A 14,341-nucleotide genomic window follows, 5' to 3' on the forward strand; every position below is an offset into this window, starting at 1 on the left:
CCCCGCCGACGAGGCTCACGATGGACGCCCAGACCCTGAACACCGATCCCGCCTTCGCGACGAAGAGCGGCCTGCCACTCCTGGAGAACAAGGCCGCGCAACCCGAGGGCGGCCCGGTCCGCTCGGCCCTCGACGAGCTCGCCGCCGCCTTCGCGGCCTTCAAGGAGACGAACGACGCCCGGATCGACCAGATCGAGGGCCGCCTCGGCGCAGACGTGCTCACGGAGGAGAAGCTCGCCCGGATCGACGCGGCCCTCGACGCCGCCCGCACCCGCCTCGACCGGATCGCCCTGGAGCGGGCCCGGCCGCACCTCGGGCAGTCGGACATCCGCGAGGCGGGGGCCGCGCACGAGCACAAGGCCGCCTTCGATCTCTACGTCCGGGCCGGCGAGAGCGGCGGCCTGAAGCGCCTGGAGGCCAAGGCCCTGTCGGCCGGCTCCGGGCCGGACGGCGGCTACCTCGTCCCCGACACGATCGAGCGCACCGTGCTGACGCGCCTCGGCCAGGTCTCGCCGATCCGGTCGATCGCCAGCGTGCAGCAGATCTCGGGATCCCAGTACAAGCGGGCGGTCTCGGTGGGCGCGCCGGTGACCGGCTGGGCCGCCGAGACCGCGCCACGACCGGAGACCGCCGCGCCGGCCCTGTCGGAGATCGCGTTCCCCGCCATGGAACTCTACGCGATGCCCGCCGCCACCCAGACGCTTCTCGACGATGCCGTGGTGGATCTCGACGCGTGGCTCTCGGCCGAGGTGGAGACCGCCTTCGCCGAGCAGGAGGGCGTCGCCTTCGTGTCCGGCAACGGCGCGAGCCGCCCACGGGGCTTCCTCAGCTACGACACGGTCGCCAATGCCGCCTGGGTGCCGGGCAAGCTCGGCACGATCGCCACGGGGGCGGCCGGGGCCTTCCCGTCCGCCAGCCCGGCGGACGTGCTGTTCGATCTGGTCTACGGGCTGCGGGCGGCCTACCGGCAGAATGCCGGCTTCGTCATGAACCGGCGCACCCAGAGTGCGATCCGCAAGTTCAAGGATGCGGAGGGCAACTACCTCTGGCAGCCGCCGCTCGCCGCCGGCCGGTCCGCCACGCTGATCGGCTTCCCGGTCACAGAGGCCGAGGCGATGCCGGATCTCGCCAAGGACAGCCTGTCGGTGGCCTTCGGCGATTTCCGCCGGGGCTACCTCGTGGTCGACCGCACCGGGATGCGGGTGCTGCGCGACCCGTACTCGGCCAAGCCCTACGTGCTGTTCTACACCACCAAGCGCGTCGGCGGTGGGGTGCAGGATTTCGACGCGATCAAGCTGCTGAAATTCTCCTGAGGGGATGCCGCGTCGCTCCCCCTCGGCGCTTTCGGATCGCCGCGCCGGTTCATCCGCGATGCGCGCTCCTCCTCCGTCAGGGAGAACCGGGACGGGGGGCGTTCGGACGTAACCGGACCGCTCGGTCCAAAGCCGCCCTCACCCCTGGCCCCTCCCCACAGGGGGAGGGGGGATTGCACGCGTCCGGGACGGCGCCGGTCTCGGACGGGGACGTTGTGATCCCTCGGGCCAGCGCCTTCAGAAGGACCGCGCGCCTTCAGCGGCCCGGATTGCCGTCGCGCAGGGCGCCGGTCGGCTCCTGGACGTGGGCCTCCAGGAACCAGAGGTGCTTGTCGACCGCCCGGGAGATCTCGGTGAACAGGTCGGCCGTGCCGGGATCGCCCGCTTCGTCGGTCTCGTCGATGTTCTCGCGCACGGCGTTGGCGTAGCCGGCATAGCTGTCGATCAGCGCCGCGACGTGGTCGGCGATGGCGTAGATGCCGGTCGGGTAGGGCGGCAGCTTCGTGCGTTCGGCGACCACCTGGGCCGATCCGAAGGCCGTGGCGCCGAGCTGCACCGCGCGCTCGGCGACCTTGTCGTTGAGGTCGTCCAGCTCGGTGCGGAAACCGTCGAGCATCTCGTGGATGCCGATGAACTGCGGGCCCTTCAGGTTCCAGTGCGCCTGCTTGATCGCCAGGGCGAGGTCGATGCCGTCCGCGAGCCGTGCGTTCAGGGCGTCGATCGAGACCTTCTTGGCGTTCGAGTCGGTGTCGTTGCGGGTCTTGTGGGTCCGGGGTGTGGTGCTGGTGCCGCTCTCGGCCATGCTTTCGCTCCGTCAGTCGAAAAGGTTCGGATGCGAAAGTGCCGGTGCGGCCTCAGGTTCCCGCAGCCGCGACGGATCCGCGGCGGCGGGACTGTTTCGCCGCAGGGCGCGCCTAGCGGTTGCGGCCGGGGCGCGCCATCCAGTCCGACCGGTTGCCGCGGGAGGCCGCCTCGCCGACCTGGATCCGCTGCAGTTCCGCCGAGCGCGAGGCGATCCAGCCGGCATGCTCGGCCACCGGCGTCACGGCGGTGAAGCCGCCGCAGGCGGTGCGGCGCGTGCCCTGCTGCAGGGCCCCGCTCGACCAGCTCACCACGCCGACGATCCGGTAGCCGCCGGGGCCTCCGGTCAGGATCGGGCCACCGGAATCGCCCAGGCAGGCACCGGCGCCCGAGGTCTCGGCCATGCGCCGCCGGTCGGTCACGACGGTCACCCGGTTGGCGACCTGCAGGGAGCCGATCGACACGAGATGGGCGAGACGCAGGACCCGCGCCGAGTTCCGCCGGTTCTCCGCCACCACGCCGAAGCCCGCGATGTCCACCGGCTCGCCGTTGCTGATCGAGCCGGCGCCCCGGGGATCGAGGGGCACGTAGTCGTTGCCGAGCGGCTGCTCGAGCTTGAGCAGCGCCAGATCGACGCCGGGCTGATCCTCGGGGGTCGTGCCGGGCACGAAGTCCGGGTGCATGGAGGCGGCGATCACCGGGGTCCGGTGCTGCCGGAAGCTCCGGTCGACGCTGATCACCGTGTATCCGGCGGGGCGCATGACGCAGTGGGCGGCGCTGAGCACGAGGTCCGGGGCGATCAGCGTCCCCGAGCAGATCTCGCCCTCGGTGCTCTCGATGCGCACCACGAAGCTGCGCGCGCCGTTCGGATCCCGCGTCGTCGCGCCGTTGATCACCGCGGCGGCGGGCGTGGGGAGCAGGCCCGTCAGGGCGCCGAGCAACGACACGCCGAGCAGGCCGCCCCACAAGCCGCCCCTCAGGCCGCCGCGCAGGCTGCGCTCGCGGGGGCCGGCCGTCCGGATCGGGCGAGGGGACATCGGGATCTCCGGGCGCGCGCTCTGCGCGGGTGGGGGCGCCGGATGCGGGAGGCGGCGCGCGGTGAGCCTAGAGCAAGGCAAGTGCCCGGCCAAGCTGAGGTTCCCTGCGCACACGTCGCCGTGACGTTACTCCGTCCAGCGCGCGGTCCGGTTCCAGCCACCGAGCACGCGATCGATCCAGCCGCGCTGCGGCCCCGTCAGGATGCCCTGGGTCAGGCCGCCGCAGGCGCCGCCGATCCAGGCCGACAGCGCCAGGACGGCCCCGTCCGGTCCCGCGATCGGGCCGCCGGAATCCCCCTGGCAGGCGCCGCCGCCCGTGCCCTTCAGCCAGACCAGGACCCGGCTCGGCCCGTAGGGCTCGATCACCGGCAGCCCGACGCTGCGATAGGTGCCGGTGGAGCGCGGATCGCCGGGCTTGGCCGCGCCGTAGCCCGACAGGGTCAGGATCTCGCCCGCCCGGGCCGGGGCGGCGCTCAGGGTCACGGGCGCGAAGCGGGTCGGCAGCGGCGTCGCGGTGCGCAGCAGCGCGAGGTCGATGGAGCGCCGCCGGGCCGCGGCCGCACCGGGCGCGTAGCCCGGATGCAGCGCCTGCGCGGCGACGTCGACGAGGACCGGTTCGCCGGCGGCGTCGCGGAAATGGACGCGGTGCTCCCTTGCGTCGGCGAGGCAGTGGCCGGCGGTCAGCACCGTGTCGGGGGCGAGCACCACGCCGGTGCAGACGCCGCCCTTCGACGACAGGACCATCACGGCCCCGCCGGCCGGGGCCTCGGTGCCGCCGACCACCGCCTGCGCCGGGAGGGCGGCGAACGCCAGGATCGGCGCCAGGGCCGCCGCGAAGGCCGCCGCAAGGCTCCCCCCCGCCGGGTGGCGCACCGGGCGGCGCTTCGAGATCGGCATCGGACCACCTGCAGAGAGACGCGCGATGATCCCGTTACGCATCGAGGCCGCCGCCGTCGAGCCGGTGGGCGTGCCCGACCTGCGCGCCTACCTGCGGTTCGAGTCCGATGCGGGCGCCGACGAGGACGGGCTGCTCCAGGCCCTGATCGGTGCGGCGCGCGCGAGCCTGGAGATCGAGACCCGCCGGATCCTGATCCCCGGCCGCTACCGGATCGCCCTGTCCGCATGGCCGCCGGACGGGCAGGTGCCGCTGCCCCTGAGCCCCCTGGTCGCGCTCCTCCGCGCCGGCTTCGCGGAGGCTTCGGGGGGCGTCACCGACCTCGCCGCGGGGCTCGTGCGCCTCGGCCCCGATCCGGGCGAGGCGCCGTCCCTGCGCATCGATCCCGCCGTGCCGGATCCCGCCGGCCGCACGATCCTGATCGAGGTCGCGGCGGGATACGGCGGCGACGGGCCGCCGCTCCCCGAGCCTCTGCGCCTCGCGATCCTGCGTCTCGCCGCCGCCCGCTACGAGCATCGCGGCGACGAGCCCGATGCCGCCCGTACCGACGCGGCCGAACTCGCCGCGCCGTTCCGGCGGATGCGGCTCTGACACGGCTGTGACGCTCGCTCCCGGAGTTTCCCCGATGGCGTCCTCGTCCCAACACCCGCCCCTCGGCGCGCGGCGCCGCCGCTTCGTGCTCGAACGGCCCCTGGAAGAGCCGGACGGCTTCGGGGGCGTGCTGCGCCGCTACGTGGCCGGCCCGGTCCTGTGGGGGGCCCTAGCCCCGGCGGGGATGGCCGATCGCCCGGCGGGCGGCCGCACCGACACGCTGCCCGCCTACCGCGTCACCCTGCGGAGCCGGGCCGAGCTCGACCCGACCATGCGGCTCGCCGCCGGGCCCCGCCGCTTCGCGATCCGCGCCGTCACCGAGCCGGATGCGCGGGGCCGCGACCTGATCTGCCACGTCGAGGAACTGCCCCGGGAGGGCCGGTCGTGAGCGATCCGGGCCCGCTCCTGGCGCTCCGCGCCGGCCTGATCGGCCGCTTCGCCGCCGATGCCGCCCTGGCGGCCCTGCTGGGCGGCCGGGTCCGGCTCTACGACGAGCCGCCGCGGGGCACGCTCCCGGTCTATGCCCTGTTCGGCGACGCCGAGATCACGGACGATTCCGTCGACGGCGCCGAGCGCCACCGGCACAGCCACGCGATCGTGGTGATCGCTCAGGCCGGCTCGGTGCGCACCGCCCTCGACGCCGCGGCGCGGATGGCGGCCCTGCTGCAGGACGCCGCGACGCCGCCCGTCCTCCCCCTTGCGGGCTGCCGGCTCGTCACCCTGCGGGTGCGGGCCGTCCGCGCCCACCGCGACGCCCGGACCGGCGAGGCCCGCGCGAGCCTGACGGTCGAGGCCGTCACCGAGACCCTGTGAGGAGAAGGCCGATGGGCGCGCAGAAGGGCAAGGACCTGCTGATCCGGGCCGGCGACGGCGCGGGCGGCTTCACGGCGGTGGCGGGCCTGCGCAGCCGCCAGATCACCCTCAACGCCGAGACCGTCGACGTCACCAACGCCGATTCCGCCGGGCGCTGGCGCGAATTGCTGGCCGGCGCGGGGGTGCGCCGGGCCGCGATCGCCGGCTCCGGCGTGTTCCGCGACCAGGCGTCGGATGCGCGCCTGCGGCTGCTGTTCTTCGAGGGCGCGGTCGAGGTGTTCCAGATCGTGATCCCGGCCTTCGGGACCCTGGAGGGACCGTTCCAGATCGCGAGCCTCGAATACCGGGGCGACCATGCCGGCGAGGTGACCTTCGACATGAGCCTCGAATCCGGCGGCGCACTCGCCTTCGCGGCGGCCTGAATCCCATGGCCAACCGGATCCGCGGCGAGGTGCCGCTCGACCTCGGCGGGCAGCGCTACACCCTCTGCCTCACCCTCGGGGCGCTGGCCGAGCTGGAGACCGCGCTCCAGGCCGGCGATCTTGCGGGCCTCGCCGCGCGCTTCGCGGGCGGGCGCGTCTCGGCCCGCGACCTGATCGCCCTTCTGGGCGTCGCCCTGCGGGGCGGCGGCCACGATCTCGACGACGCGGCGGTGGCGCGGCTGCCCCTGGCGGGGGGGCTCGATGCCGTCTCGGCCGCCCTGGGGGACGTCCTGGCGGCCGCCTTCGGGGAGGCGCCGGGCCCGGCAAACCCTCCCTAGAGCCGGATGCGGATCTGCCGCCGCGTCCGGCTCCGGGCCGCTTCCCCTGGGACGACGCCCTGGCCCTCGGCCTCGGCGCTCTGGGCTGGCGACCCCGCGATTTCTGGTCGGCGACCCCGCGCGAATTCGCCGCCGCGCTCGGCCGGCGCGGCGGGCCGGAGCCGCTGACCCGCGCCGCCTTCGCGCGGCTGCTCGCCGCCTATCCCGATCCGACATGAGGCGCCCCGATGGCCGAGAGCGAGACCGACACCCAGGCCGACGACCGGATCAGGCAGCTCGAGACCCTCGACCGCTTGGCGCAGACTTTCGGCCGCAGCCTCGACACGGCCCTGACCCGCGGGGCCGCCTCCGGTCGCAGCCTCGACGGGGTGCTGGGCACGATCGGGGCGCGCCTCGCCGGCGTGGCGGCGCGGGCGGCGGCCGGGCCGATCCAATCGGGCGTCACGGGCCTCATCGGCGCGATGCTGGGCTCGGGCTCGGAGACCGGCTTCGCCCGGGGCGGCGTGTTCCGGGGCGGCCGCGTCCAGCCCTTCGCCGCCGGCGGTGTCGTGGCCGCACCGACCTACTTCCCAATGGCGGGGGGCGCCGGCCTCATGGGCGAGGCCGGCCCCGAGGCGATCCTGCCCCTGGGCCGCGGTCCGGACGGGCGGCTCGGCGTCGCCGCGGGCGGCGCTCAGGCCCGGCCGGTCTCCGTGACCGTCAACATCGCGACTCCCGACCCGGGAGCTTTCCGCCGCTCCGAGGCCCAGGTGACCGCGAGCCTCGCCCGGGCGGTGGCGCGCGGCCAGCGGGCGACGTGAGGGATCCCGCCGCCGACGCCCCGCTCCAACCGCCGAGTTCGCCATGGCCGACGACTTCCACGAGGTGCTGTTCCCCCTCGACGTGTCCCTGCGCGCGAGCGGCGGCCCGCAGCGGCTCACCGAGATCGTGACCCTGGCCTCGGGCCGGGAGCACCGGAACGGCCGCTGGGCCGATTCCCGCCGCCGCTACGATGCCGGGTTCGGCATGCGCGGCCTCGACGCGCTGCATACCGTGCTCGCCTTCTTCGAGGAGCGGCGCGGGCGGCTCTACGGCTTCCGGTTCCGCGACCGGGTCGACGGCCGCTCCGGGCCGCCCGGCCGGCCGATCGGGCCCCTCGACCAGCCTCTCGGCACGGGTGACGGCACCGCGACCGCCTTCCCCCTGGTGAAGACCTACGGCGCCGGTCTCGCGCCCTATCGCCGCCGGATCGCCAAGCCGGTGGCGGGCAGCGTCCGGGTGGCGGTCTCGGGCCGGGAGATCGAACCCGGCGCCTTCGCCTGCGATCCGACCACCGGTCTCGTCACCTTCGCCTCCGGCCAAGTCCCGCCCCCGGGCGCCGCGGTGACGGCGGGCTTCGCCTTCGACGTTCCGGTCCGCTTCGACACCGACGCGCTGACCATCGACCTCGCCGCCTTCACGGCCGGGGAGATCCCGAAGGTGCCGCTCGTCGAGATCGTGCCCTGAGGAGGCGTGAGGCCATGCGCGACATCCCGGAGGCCTTCGCGGCCCATCTCGCGGGCGGCGTGACCACCCTGTGCCGCTGCTGGTCCCTCCGGCGGCGCGACGGGCTCGCCCTCGGCTTCACCGACCACGACCGCGACCTGACCGTCGCGGGCCTCGTCCACGCCGCCCGCACCGGGCTGGAGGCGGCCGAGGCCAGCGCCGAACTCGGCTTCGCGGTCTCGGGCGGCGACGTGGCCGGGGCGCTCAGCAGCCTCGGCCTCACCGAGGCGGACATCGCCGGCGGCCTCTACGACGGCGCCGCGGTGGAGACCTGGCTGGTGGACTGGACCAACCCCGAGACGCGGCTTCTCATCGACGTCGCCACCATCGGCGAGGTGCGCCGGGATGGGGACGCCTTCGTGGCGGAGCTGCGCGGCCTCGCCCACCGGCTCGGTGCCGAGCGGGGCCGCACCTATCGGGCGACCTGCGGTGCCGATCTCGGTGATGCGCGCTGCCGGGTGGACCGCGCCGCGTGGACGACCACCGGCCGGGTGACCGGCGTGCCGGAGCCGGCCACGCTCGCGGCGACGCTCGTCGGCGCCTTCGCGGATGGCCTGTTCACCGGCGGGCGGCTCACCTGGACCGCGGGGGCCAATGCCGGGCTCGCGGCGGATCTGCGCCTCCAGCTCGGGTCCCTGATCGAGCTCTGGACCGTGCCGCCCCGGCCGATCGCCGTCGGCGACGGCTTCAGCCTCACGGCCGGGTGCGACAAGCGCCTCGCCACGTGCCGCGACCGCTTCGCCAATGCGGTCAATTTCCAGGGCTTCCCGCACATGCCCGGCAACGACGCGGTGATGCGCGCGGTGCCGGGCTCCGACCACGTCCTCGATGGCGGGAGCCTGTTCCGATGAGCGCGATGCGGCGGGATATCGGTGTTGCGGCGCTCGGCGAGGCGCGCCTGTGGCTGGGCACGCCCTACCGGCATCAGGCCTCGCTCCGGGGCGTAGGGTGCGACTGCCTGGGCTTGCTGCGCGGGGTCTGGCGCGGGCTCTACGGGGACGAGCCGGAGGGGCCGCCCCCCTATTCGGGAACCTGGGCGGAATCGGCCGCGCCCGGGACCGACCCCCTCACCGAAGCGGCCGCCCGCCACCTCGTGCCGGTGCCGGGACCCCTGGCGGATCTGGCGCCGCGGGCGGGCGACGTCCTGCTCTTCGCCTTCCGCCGCCACCTGCCGGCGCGCCACTGCGCCATCGCCACCGGCGACGGCGCCATGATCCATGCCCACGACGGCGCGGTGGTCGCCGAGGTGGCGCTCACCGGCTGGTGGCGTCGGCACGTGACGGGGGTGTTCCGGTTTCCGGACGTCCCGTCGGGCCGCCGCGGCGTCGCCGAGTCCGACCTGCGGCCCGGCCGCGGTGCGCATCGAGACCGCCGAGTCGATGGCGAACAGGTCGATCTCGGAGCCCCGCCATGGCGACGCTGATCCTGTCCTCGGCCGGCGCGGCCGTGGGCACCGCCCTCGGCGGTCCGATCGGCGGCATGGTCGGCCGGGCGCTCGGCTCGGTCGCGGGCGCGGCGCTGGGCGGCGCCCTGTCGGGGTCCGGGCAATCTACGCGCTTCGTCGAAGGGCCGCGGCTCGCCGACGTGGCCGGGCTCACCTCCACCGAGGGCGATCCGATCCCGCGGGTCTACGGCCGGGCGCGGATCGGCGGCACCCTGATCTGGGCGACCCGTCCGCTGGAGGTCGCCGACACCGCGGTGCAGCGCGCCGCCGCGCCCGCCAAGGCCATGGGCGGCCTGACGGGCGGCCAAAGGACCGTCACGACCCGCTACACCTACTTTGCCAACCTCGCGGTCGGTCTGTGCGAGGGCGAGATCGCCTTCGTCCGCCGGATCTGGGCGGACGGCAAGGAGATCGACCAGGTCGGCCTGAACCTTCGGGTCCATACCGGCGGCCCCGGCCAGGAGCCCGACCCGCTCATCGTCGCCAAGGAGGGGGCTGAGAACGCGCCGGCCTATCGCGGCCTCGCCTATGTGGTGTTCGAGAACCTGCCGCTCGCCGCCTTCGGCAACCGCGTCCCGCAATTCGCCTTCGAGGTGATCCGCCCGGTCAACGGCCTGTTCGGCCGGGTGCGGGCCGTCGACCTGATCCCCGGCGCCAGCGAGTTCGGCCTCGATCCGGACCGGGTCACCGTCGATCTCGGGCTCGGCCGGACCGAGGCCGCCAACCGGCACCAGCTCCAGCGCGGCACCGACGTCGTCGCCTCCCTCGACGCCCTCCAGGCGCTCTGCCCGAACCTGCGCCGGGTCGCCGTGGTGGCGACGTGGTTCGGCACCGACCTGCGGGCGGGATCCTGCCGGGTCGTGCCGAAGGTCGAGGCCGCCCACAAGCGCGCCCTGCCGGAGGATTGGCGCGTTGCCGGGATCGCCCGCGACCGGGCCGAGGTGGTCTCGACCCTGCCGGACGGCAGCCCGGCCTATGGCGGCAGCCCCGCGGATGCGGGCCTGACCCGGCTGGTGGCCGAGCTGGCGCGCCGGGGGCTCGCGGTGTCGCTCTATCCGTTCGTCATGATGGACGTGCCGGCCGGCAACGCGCTGCCCGACCCGCACGTCCCCGGCGCCGCGCAGCCCGCCTATCCCTGGCGCGGCCGCATCACCTGCGATCCGGCCCCGGGCTGCCCAAGAAGCCCGGACGGGACCGCCGCGGCCGACGCGCAGGTCGCGGCCTTCTTCGCGGGCGGGTACCGCGCCGCTCTGCTCCACTACGCCGGCCTCGCGGCCGGCTGGGCGGCCTCCGGGGTGCCGCTCGCGGCCTTCGTGATCGGCAGCGAGCTCGTCGGCCTCACCCGGGTGCGCGGCGCCGCCGGCTACCCGGCCGTGGACGCCCTGCGCGACCTCGCCGCCGCGCTCCGCGAACGCCTCGGCCCGGCGGTCACCCTGGTCTACGGCGCCGACTGGACCGAGTACGGCGCCCATGTCCGCGACGGCGGCGCCACGGTGCGCTTCCCCCTGGACGCGCTGTTCGCCGATCCGAACATCGGCGCCGTCGGGATCGACTGGTACCCGCCCGTCTCCGACTGGCGCGACGACCCGGACCATGCCGACCTCGCGGTGACCGGCGACATCGCCGACCGGGCCTATCTGAAGGCCCGGGGCGTGTCCGGCGAGGCCTTCGACTGGTACTACGCCGACGCGAAGGACCGCGCCGCCCAGGCCCGCCGGCCGATCACCGACGGCGCCGCCGGCAAGCCGTGGCTCTACCGGGCCAAGGATCTCGTCGCGTGGTGGTCGAGCCCGCACATGGAGCGCGACGGCGGCGTCGAGACCCGCAGCACCGCCTGGGTGCCGGCCGGCAAGCCGATCTGGCTCACCGAGATCGGCGTGCCGGCGGTGGACAAGGGCACCAACGGCCCCAACGTCTTCCCGGACCCGAAATCCTCCGAGAGCGCCTTCCCGCCGGAATCCCGGGCCCTGCGGGACGAGCTGATCCAGCTCCGCGGTCTGGAAGCCGTGATCGCCCGGTTCGACCCGGCCGTGCCGGGCTTCCGGGAGGCCGACAACCCGGTCTCGCCGGTCTATGGCGGCCGCATGGTCGATCCCGACGGGATCTTCGTCTGGGCCTGGGACGCGCGGCCCTTCCCGGCCTTCCCGACGGTGCGGGGCGTCTGGGCCGACAACGCCAACTGGCGGGTGGGCCACTGGATCACCGGCCGGATCGAAGGCTGCGACCTCGACCTGCTGGTCCTGAGGATCCTCGCGGATTTCGGCTTCGACGCGCCGGTCTCCGTGGAGGCCGCCGCCTATCTCGACGGCTACGTGATCGACCGGCCGCTCACGGCACGCGGCGCTCTGGAGACTCTGGCGCAGGTCTACGGCCTCGACGTCTCGGCGGTGGCCGGGACCCTGCGCCTGCGCGGTCCCCGCCGCGACCGGCCCGTGGCCCTGGCCGAGCCCGACCTCGTCCGGCTGTCGGAGGACCGGCCGGTCCTGCACCAGGTCCGGGCCGAGGAGAGCGCCCTGCCGCGCTCCGTGGAGCTCGGGATCACCGAATCCGAGAGCCCGGATTACCGACGCGCCACGGCGGCGGCCGTGCGGCCCGCCGGCCTGCGGCGGCGCGAGACCCGGATCGAGTCGGCGATCGTCACCCGCCGCGAGACCGGCGACGGGCTCGCGGAGGCGCTGCTCGACCGGCTGATCGCGGGCCGCGACAGCGCGGTGTTCACCGTGAGCCCGCGCCGGGTCGAGCTGGAGCCCGGCGACCTCCTGGCGGTGCCCTGCGCGGTGCCGGGCGGCACGGTCCTGCGCCGGATCGACCGGATCGACGACGCGCCCACGGGCCGCCGGATCGAGGCGAGCGGCGTGCCGCCCCGGGCGAGACCCGGGCGCGGGCTGCCTCGCCAGATGGCCCAGGCGGCGGTGGCGCCGCCCGCCTTTCCGGGACCGCCGCTCGCCCTGGCCCTCGACCTGCCGGTCGACCGCGGCAGCCCGACCGTCCTGCAATACGCCGCGGTGGCGGCCGAACCCTGGCCCGGCGCGGTCGCGATCTGGCGCGCGGCGGGCGACGGACCGCTTGCCCTGCACCGCGTTGTCGACTACCCGGCCTGCCTCGGGCGCACCCTGTCGGCGCTGCCGGCCGGCCCGCTCTGGCGGATCCAGCGGGGTGTGCATCTCGACGTCGCCCTGCGGCGCAGCGCGGCCCTCGCGTCGATCGGGGAGGGCGCGATGCGCGCCGGGGGCAACCTGTTCGCCCTGCTCGGCGCGGATGGCGCCGTGGAGCTGCTCTGCGCGGCGAACGCGCTGCTGACCGGGCCCGACACCTACCGGCTGTCCGGCTTCCTGCGCGGGCTCGCCGGAAGCGAGGCGGCGGCGGGGCGCGTCAGCCCGGCGGGGAGCCTGATCGTGCGCCTCGACGACGGCGCCGTGACGCCCCTGATCGACCGGCTGGACGAGGTCGGCCGCGCCTTCCGCTACCGGATCGGGCCTGCGGACAGCGATCCGGCCGATCCGGCCTTCACCGAGATTACCGCCACGGCCGGCCTCGCGGCGCTCACGCCGCTGCGGCCGGTCCACCTGCGGGCGCGGCGCGGCGCGGATGGCGTGCGGCTCTCCTGGATCCGCCGGGCCCGCCGCGACGGCGACGCCTGGGAGCCGGCCGAGATCCCGCTCGACGAGCCGGAGGCCTACGCGGTGACGCTGTTCTCGGCCGCCGGCACGGCCCTGCGCACGCTCCGGGCCGAGGCCCAGCACTGCATCTACGCGGACGAGGCGGCCGATTTCGGCGGGGCCCAGGCGCATCTCGACGTCGCCGTGGCGCAGATCGGGCAGGTCGCCGGCCCCGGCCCCGCCTGTCGTGCCCGCATCCCCGTCCGCACGGCCTGACCGCCCGGGAGTTGCCCCATGTCCGACGCCACGCCCCATCTCGGCCTGCCGCTGATCGCCGCCAGCCAGGCGCAGAAGCACGTCACCCACAACGAAGCGCTCGGCCTTCTCGACGCCCTCGTCCAGCTGGCCTGCCTGGACAAGGACCTCACCGCGCCGCCGCCGAGCCCCGCGGAGGGCGACCGCTACCTCGTGGTCGCCACCGAGCCCGGGGGCGCCTGGGCGGGGCTCGCCGGACAGGTGGTGCGCTACGGCGACGGCGTCTGGACCGGCGCGGTGCCGCGGGCCGGCTGGCTCGCCTGGCTGATCGACGAGGCCGACCTCTACGTCTTCGACGGCGCGGCCTGGACGAGCTTGAGCCGGACGCTGACGGCGATCCAGAGCGTCAGCCGCCTCGGGATCAACACGGGGGCGGACGCCACCAACCGCCTCGCCGTCAAGGCCGATGCCGCGCTCCTGACCTGGGACGACGCCACGCCGGGCAGCGGCGACATGCGGGTGTTCGTCAACCGCAAGGCCGCCGCCCGCGACGCCGCTCTGGTCTTCGAGACCGGCTACGCGGCGCGGGCGATGCTGGGCACCCTCGGGAGCGACGACTTCAGCCTGAAGGTCTCGCCCGACGGGTCCGCCTTCGCCACGGCGCTCACCGCCTCGGCCCGGACTGGCGGGATCGACTTCGCCTCGGCCGAGACGGCGCTCGCGGCCGCCCCCACCACCGACCTCGGCGGTGCGGGCACGCGGCGGGTCCTCGTCACCGGCGCGGCACGGATCGCGAGCTTCGGCGCCGCGGCCGACCGGGAGCGGTTCGTGCGCTTCTCGGGGGCCGCGACCCTGGTCCACGATCCTGAGGCGCTGGCGCTGCCGACCCGGGCCGATCTCGTCACGGCCCCCGACGACACCTGCATCGCCGCCTCGGACGCGGCGGGCTGCTGGCGCGTGCACCACTACCAGCGCGCCGACGGGACGCCGCTCGCCACCGGCGCGCAGGTGCTCGGCGCGACTGGGTCGGTCCGGCTCCCGGGCGGCCTGATCGTGCAATGGGGGCTCGTCACCGCCGCCGACGCGGACGTCGCGGTGGCGTTCGGCACCGCCTTCCCGGGGAGCTGCCTCGGGGTCTGGGCGCAGCCGGTCGCCGGCGCCGCGCTCTACGCCGCGCAGGTCAGCGATGTGGCAGTCGCCGGTTTCACGCTCCGCACCCGTCGCGCGACGGCCGGTTCGGTGGCGGGCGCCGGGTCGGTGCCGACCTACTGGCTCGCGCTGGGTGCGTGAGCGCCTGACCCTGCGGGTC

General features: G+C 75.3%; 16 protein-coding genes. 13 read left to right on the forward strand and 3 right to left on the reverse strand.

Annotated elements, in window-relative coordinates:
• Positions 1–20 precede the first annotated feature (20 nt).
• Complete coding sequence (locus tag P9K36_RS27845) at positions 21–1,313, forward strand: phage major capsid protein (protein ID WP_052083759.1); 1,293 nt, start codon at positions 21–23, stop codon at positions 1,311–1,313.
• 256 nt (positions 1,314–1,569) lie between these two features.
• On the opposite strand, the gene dps is transcribed toward P9K36_RS27845, so the two are convergent.
• The 3 genes from dps to P9K36_RS27860 all read right to left on the reverse strand — a co-directional run bounded on the left by dps (position 1,570) and on the right by P9K36_RS27860 (position 4,048).
• Positions 1,570–2,115, reverse strand: a complete 546-nt coding sequence (dps, locus tag P9K36_RS27850; RefSeq protein ID WP_043353382.1) for a DNA starvation/stationary phase protection protein Dps — start codon at positions 2,113–2,115, stop codon at positions 1,570–1,572.
• Between the two features lie 112 nt (positions 2,116–2,227).
• A complete protein-coding gene (locus P9K36_RS27855; RefSeq protein WP_078947095.1) occupies positions 2,228–3,151 on the reverse strand; it encodes a trypsin-like serine protease in 924 nt (307 codons plus the stop codon).
• Between the two features lie 126 nt (positions 3,152–3,277).
• Entirely contained in the window at positions 3,278–4,048 is a 771-nt protein-coding gene (locus P9K36_RS27860; RefSeq protein ID WP_043760114.1) for a trypsin-like serine protease, read from the reverse strand.
• Between the two features lie 25 nt (positions 4,049–4,073).
• Here P9K36_RS27860 and P9K36_RS27865 point away from each other — a divergent pair, with 25 nt between their 5' ends.
• The 12 genes from P9K36_RS27865 to P9K36_RS27920 all read left to right on the forward strand — a co-directional run bounded on the left by P9K36_RS27865 (position 4,074) and on the right by P9K36_RS27920 (position 14,322).
• Positions 4,074–4,637, forward strand: a complete 564-nt coding sequence (locus P9K36_RS27865) for a phiE125 gp8 family protein (protein ID WP_043760115.1) — start codon at positions 4,074–4,076, stop codon at positions 4,635–4,637.
• 34 nt (positions 4,638–4,671) lie between these two features.
• Positions 4,672–5,025: a head-tail adaptor protein gene (locus P9K36_RS27870; protein WP_043349544.1), complete on the forward strand. Its 354-nt coding sequence runs from the start codon at positions 4,672–4,674 to the stop codon at positions 5,023–5,025.
• Positions 5,022–5,450: a DUF3168 domain-containing protein gene (locus P9K36_RS27875; protein ID WP_043387353.1), complete on the forward strand. Its 429-nt coding sequence runs from the start codon at positions 5,022–5,024 to the stop codon at positions 5,448–5,450. The genes P9K36_RS27870 and P9K36_RS27875 overlap by 4 nt, the downstream gene beginning before the upstream one ends.
• A gap of 11 nt (positions 5,451–5,461) precedes the next feature.
• Positions 5,462–5,872: a phage major tail protein, TP901-1 family gene (locus P9K36_RS27880; RefSeq protein ID WP_043349538.1), complete on the forward strand. Its 411-nt coding sequence runs from the start codon at positions 5,462–5,464 to the stop codon at positions 5,870–5,872.
• Positions 5,873–5,877: 5 nt separating this feature from the next.
• Positions 5,878–6,210 (forward strand): gene transfer agent family protein, encoded by a 333-nt coding sequence (locus tag P9K36_RS27885; RefSeq protein WP_043387351.1) that lies wholly within the window; start codon positions 5,878–5,880, stop codon positions 6,208–6,210.
• An 80-nt stretch (positions 6,211–6,290) separates the two neighbouring features.
• Positions 6,291–6,428 carry a phage tail assembly chaperone gene (locus tag P9K36_RS27890; RefSeq protein ID WP_347568060.1) on the forward strand — a complete coding sequence of 46 codons (138 nt, stop codon included), beginning with the start codon at positions 6,291–6,293 and terminating at the stop codon, positions 6,426–6,428.
• Positions 6,429–6,437: 9 nt separating this feature from the next.
• On the forward strand, positions 6,438–7,010 hold the full coding sequence (locus P9K36_RS27895; RefSeq protein WP_043760119.1) for a phage tail tape measure protein: 573 nt from the start codon (positions 6,438–6,440) through the stop codon (positions 7,008–7,010).
• A gap of 43 nt (positions 7,011–7,053) precedes the next feature.
• Positions 7,054–7,695: a DUF2460 domain-containing protein gene (locus P9K36_RS27900; protein WP_043760121.1), complete on the forward strand. Its 642-nt coding sequence runs from the start codon at positions 7,054–7,056 to the stop codon at positions 7,693–7,695.
• A gap of 14 nt (positions 7,696–7,709) precedes the next feature.
• Positions 7,710–8,585 (forward strand): DUF2163 domain-containing protein, encoded by an 876-nt coding sequence (locus P9K36_RS27905; protein ID WP_111473451.1) that lies wholly within the window; start codon positions 7,710–7,712, stop codon positions 8,583–8,585.
• The gene (locus P9K36_RS27910; protein WP_111473450.1) at positions 8,582–9,157 is read left to right on the forward strand and encodes an NlpC/P60 family protein; all 576 of its coding nucleotides are present in this window, start codon (positions 8,582–8,584) and stop codon (positions 9,155–9,157) included. The genes P9K36_RS27905 and P9K36_RS27910 overlap by 4 nt, the downstream gene beginning before the upstream one ends.
• Positions 9,145–13,053: a glycoside hydrolase/phage tail family protein gene (locus tag P9K36_RS27915; protein ID WP_278306269.1), complete on the forward strand. Its 3,909-nt coding sequence runs from the start codon at positions 9,145–9,147 to the stop codon at positions 13,051–13,053. Before P9K36_RS27910 ends, P9K36_RS27915 begins: the two co-directional genes overlap by 13 nt.
• Before the next feature lie 18 nt (positions 13,054–13,071).
• Positions 13,072–14,322, forward strand: a complete 1,251-nt coding sequence (locus P9K36_RS27920; protein WP_111473448.1) for a DUF2793 domain-containing protein — start codon at positions 13,072–13,074, stop codon at positions 14,320–14,322.
• The last annotated feature ends 19 nt before the right edge of the window (positions 14,323–14,341 follow it).

Origin of the sequence: Methylobacterium sp. 391_Methyba4 (assembly GCF_029691625.1) — a bacterium.
GTDB classification, from domain to species: domain Bacteria; phylum Pseudomonadota; class Alphaproteobacteria; order Rhizobiales; family Beijerinckiaceae; genus Methylobacterium; species Methylobacterium fujisawaense.

Excerpts from the sequence above, each read along its gene's own strand:
- P9K36_RS27845 (WP_052083759.1), top strand. The coding sequence starts at position 21 with ATGGACGCCCAGACCCTGAACACCGATCCCGCCTTCGCGACGAAGAGC.
- dps (WP_043353382.1), bottom strand. The coding sequence starts at position 2,115 with ATGGCCGAGAGCGGCACCAGCACCACACCCCGGACCCACAAGACCCGC.
- P9K36_RS27855 (WP_078947095.1), bottom strand. The coding sequence starts at position 3,151 with ATGTCCCCTCGCCCGATCCGGACGGCCGGCCCCCGCGAGCGCAGCCTG.
- P9K36_RS27860 (WP_043760114.1), bottom strand. The coding sequence starts at position 4,048 with ATGCCGATCTCGAAGCGCCGCCCGGTGCGCCACCCGGCGGGGGGGAGC.
- P9K36_RS27865 (WP_043760115.1), top strand. The coding sequence starts at position 4,074 with ATGATCCCGTTACGCATCGAGGCCGCCGCCGTCGAGCCGGTGGGCGTG.
- P9K36_RS27870 (WP_043349544.1), top strand. The coding sequence starts at position 4,672 with ATGGCGTCCTCGTCCCAACACCCGCCCCTCGGCGCGCGGCGCCGCCGC.
- P9K36_RS27880 (WP_043349538.1), top strand. The coding sequence starts at position 5,462 with ATGGGCGCGCAGAAGGGCAAGGACCTGCTGATCCGGGCCGGCGACGGC.
- P9K36_RS27885 (WP_043387351.1), top strand. The coding sequence starts at position 5,878 with ATGGCCAACCGGATCCGCGGCGAGGTGCCGCTCGACCTCGGCGGGCAG.
- P9K36_RS27895 (WP_043760119.1), top strand. The coding sequence starts at position 6,438 with ATGGCCGAGAGCGAGACCGACACCCAGGCCGACGACCGGATCAGGCAG.
- P9K36_RS27900 (WP_043760121.1), top strand. The coding sequence starts at position 7,054 with ATGGCCGACGACTTCCACGAGGTGCTGTTCCCCCTCGACGTGTCCCTG.
- P9K36_RS27905 (WP_111473451.1), top strand. The coding sequence starts at position 7,710 with ATGCGCGACATCCCGGAGGCCTTCGCGGCCCATCTCGCGGGCGGCGTG.
- P9K36_RS27910 (WP_111473450.1), top strand. The coding sequence starts at position 8,582 with ATGAGCGCGATGCGGCGGGATATCGGTGTTGCGGCGCTCGGCGAGGCG.
- P9K36_RS27915 (WP_278306269.1), top strand. The coding sequence starts at position 9,145 with ATGGCGACGCTGATCCTGTCCTCGGCCGGCGCGGCCGTGGGCACCGCC.
- P9K36_RS27920 (WP_111473448.1), top strand. The coding sequence starts at position 13,072 with ATGTCCGACGCCACGCCCCATCTCGGCCTGCCGCTGATCGCCGCCAGC.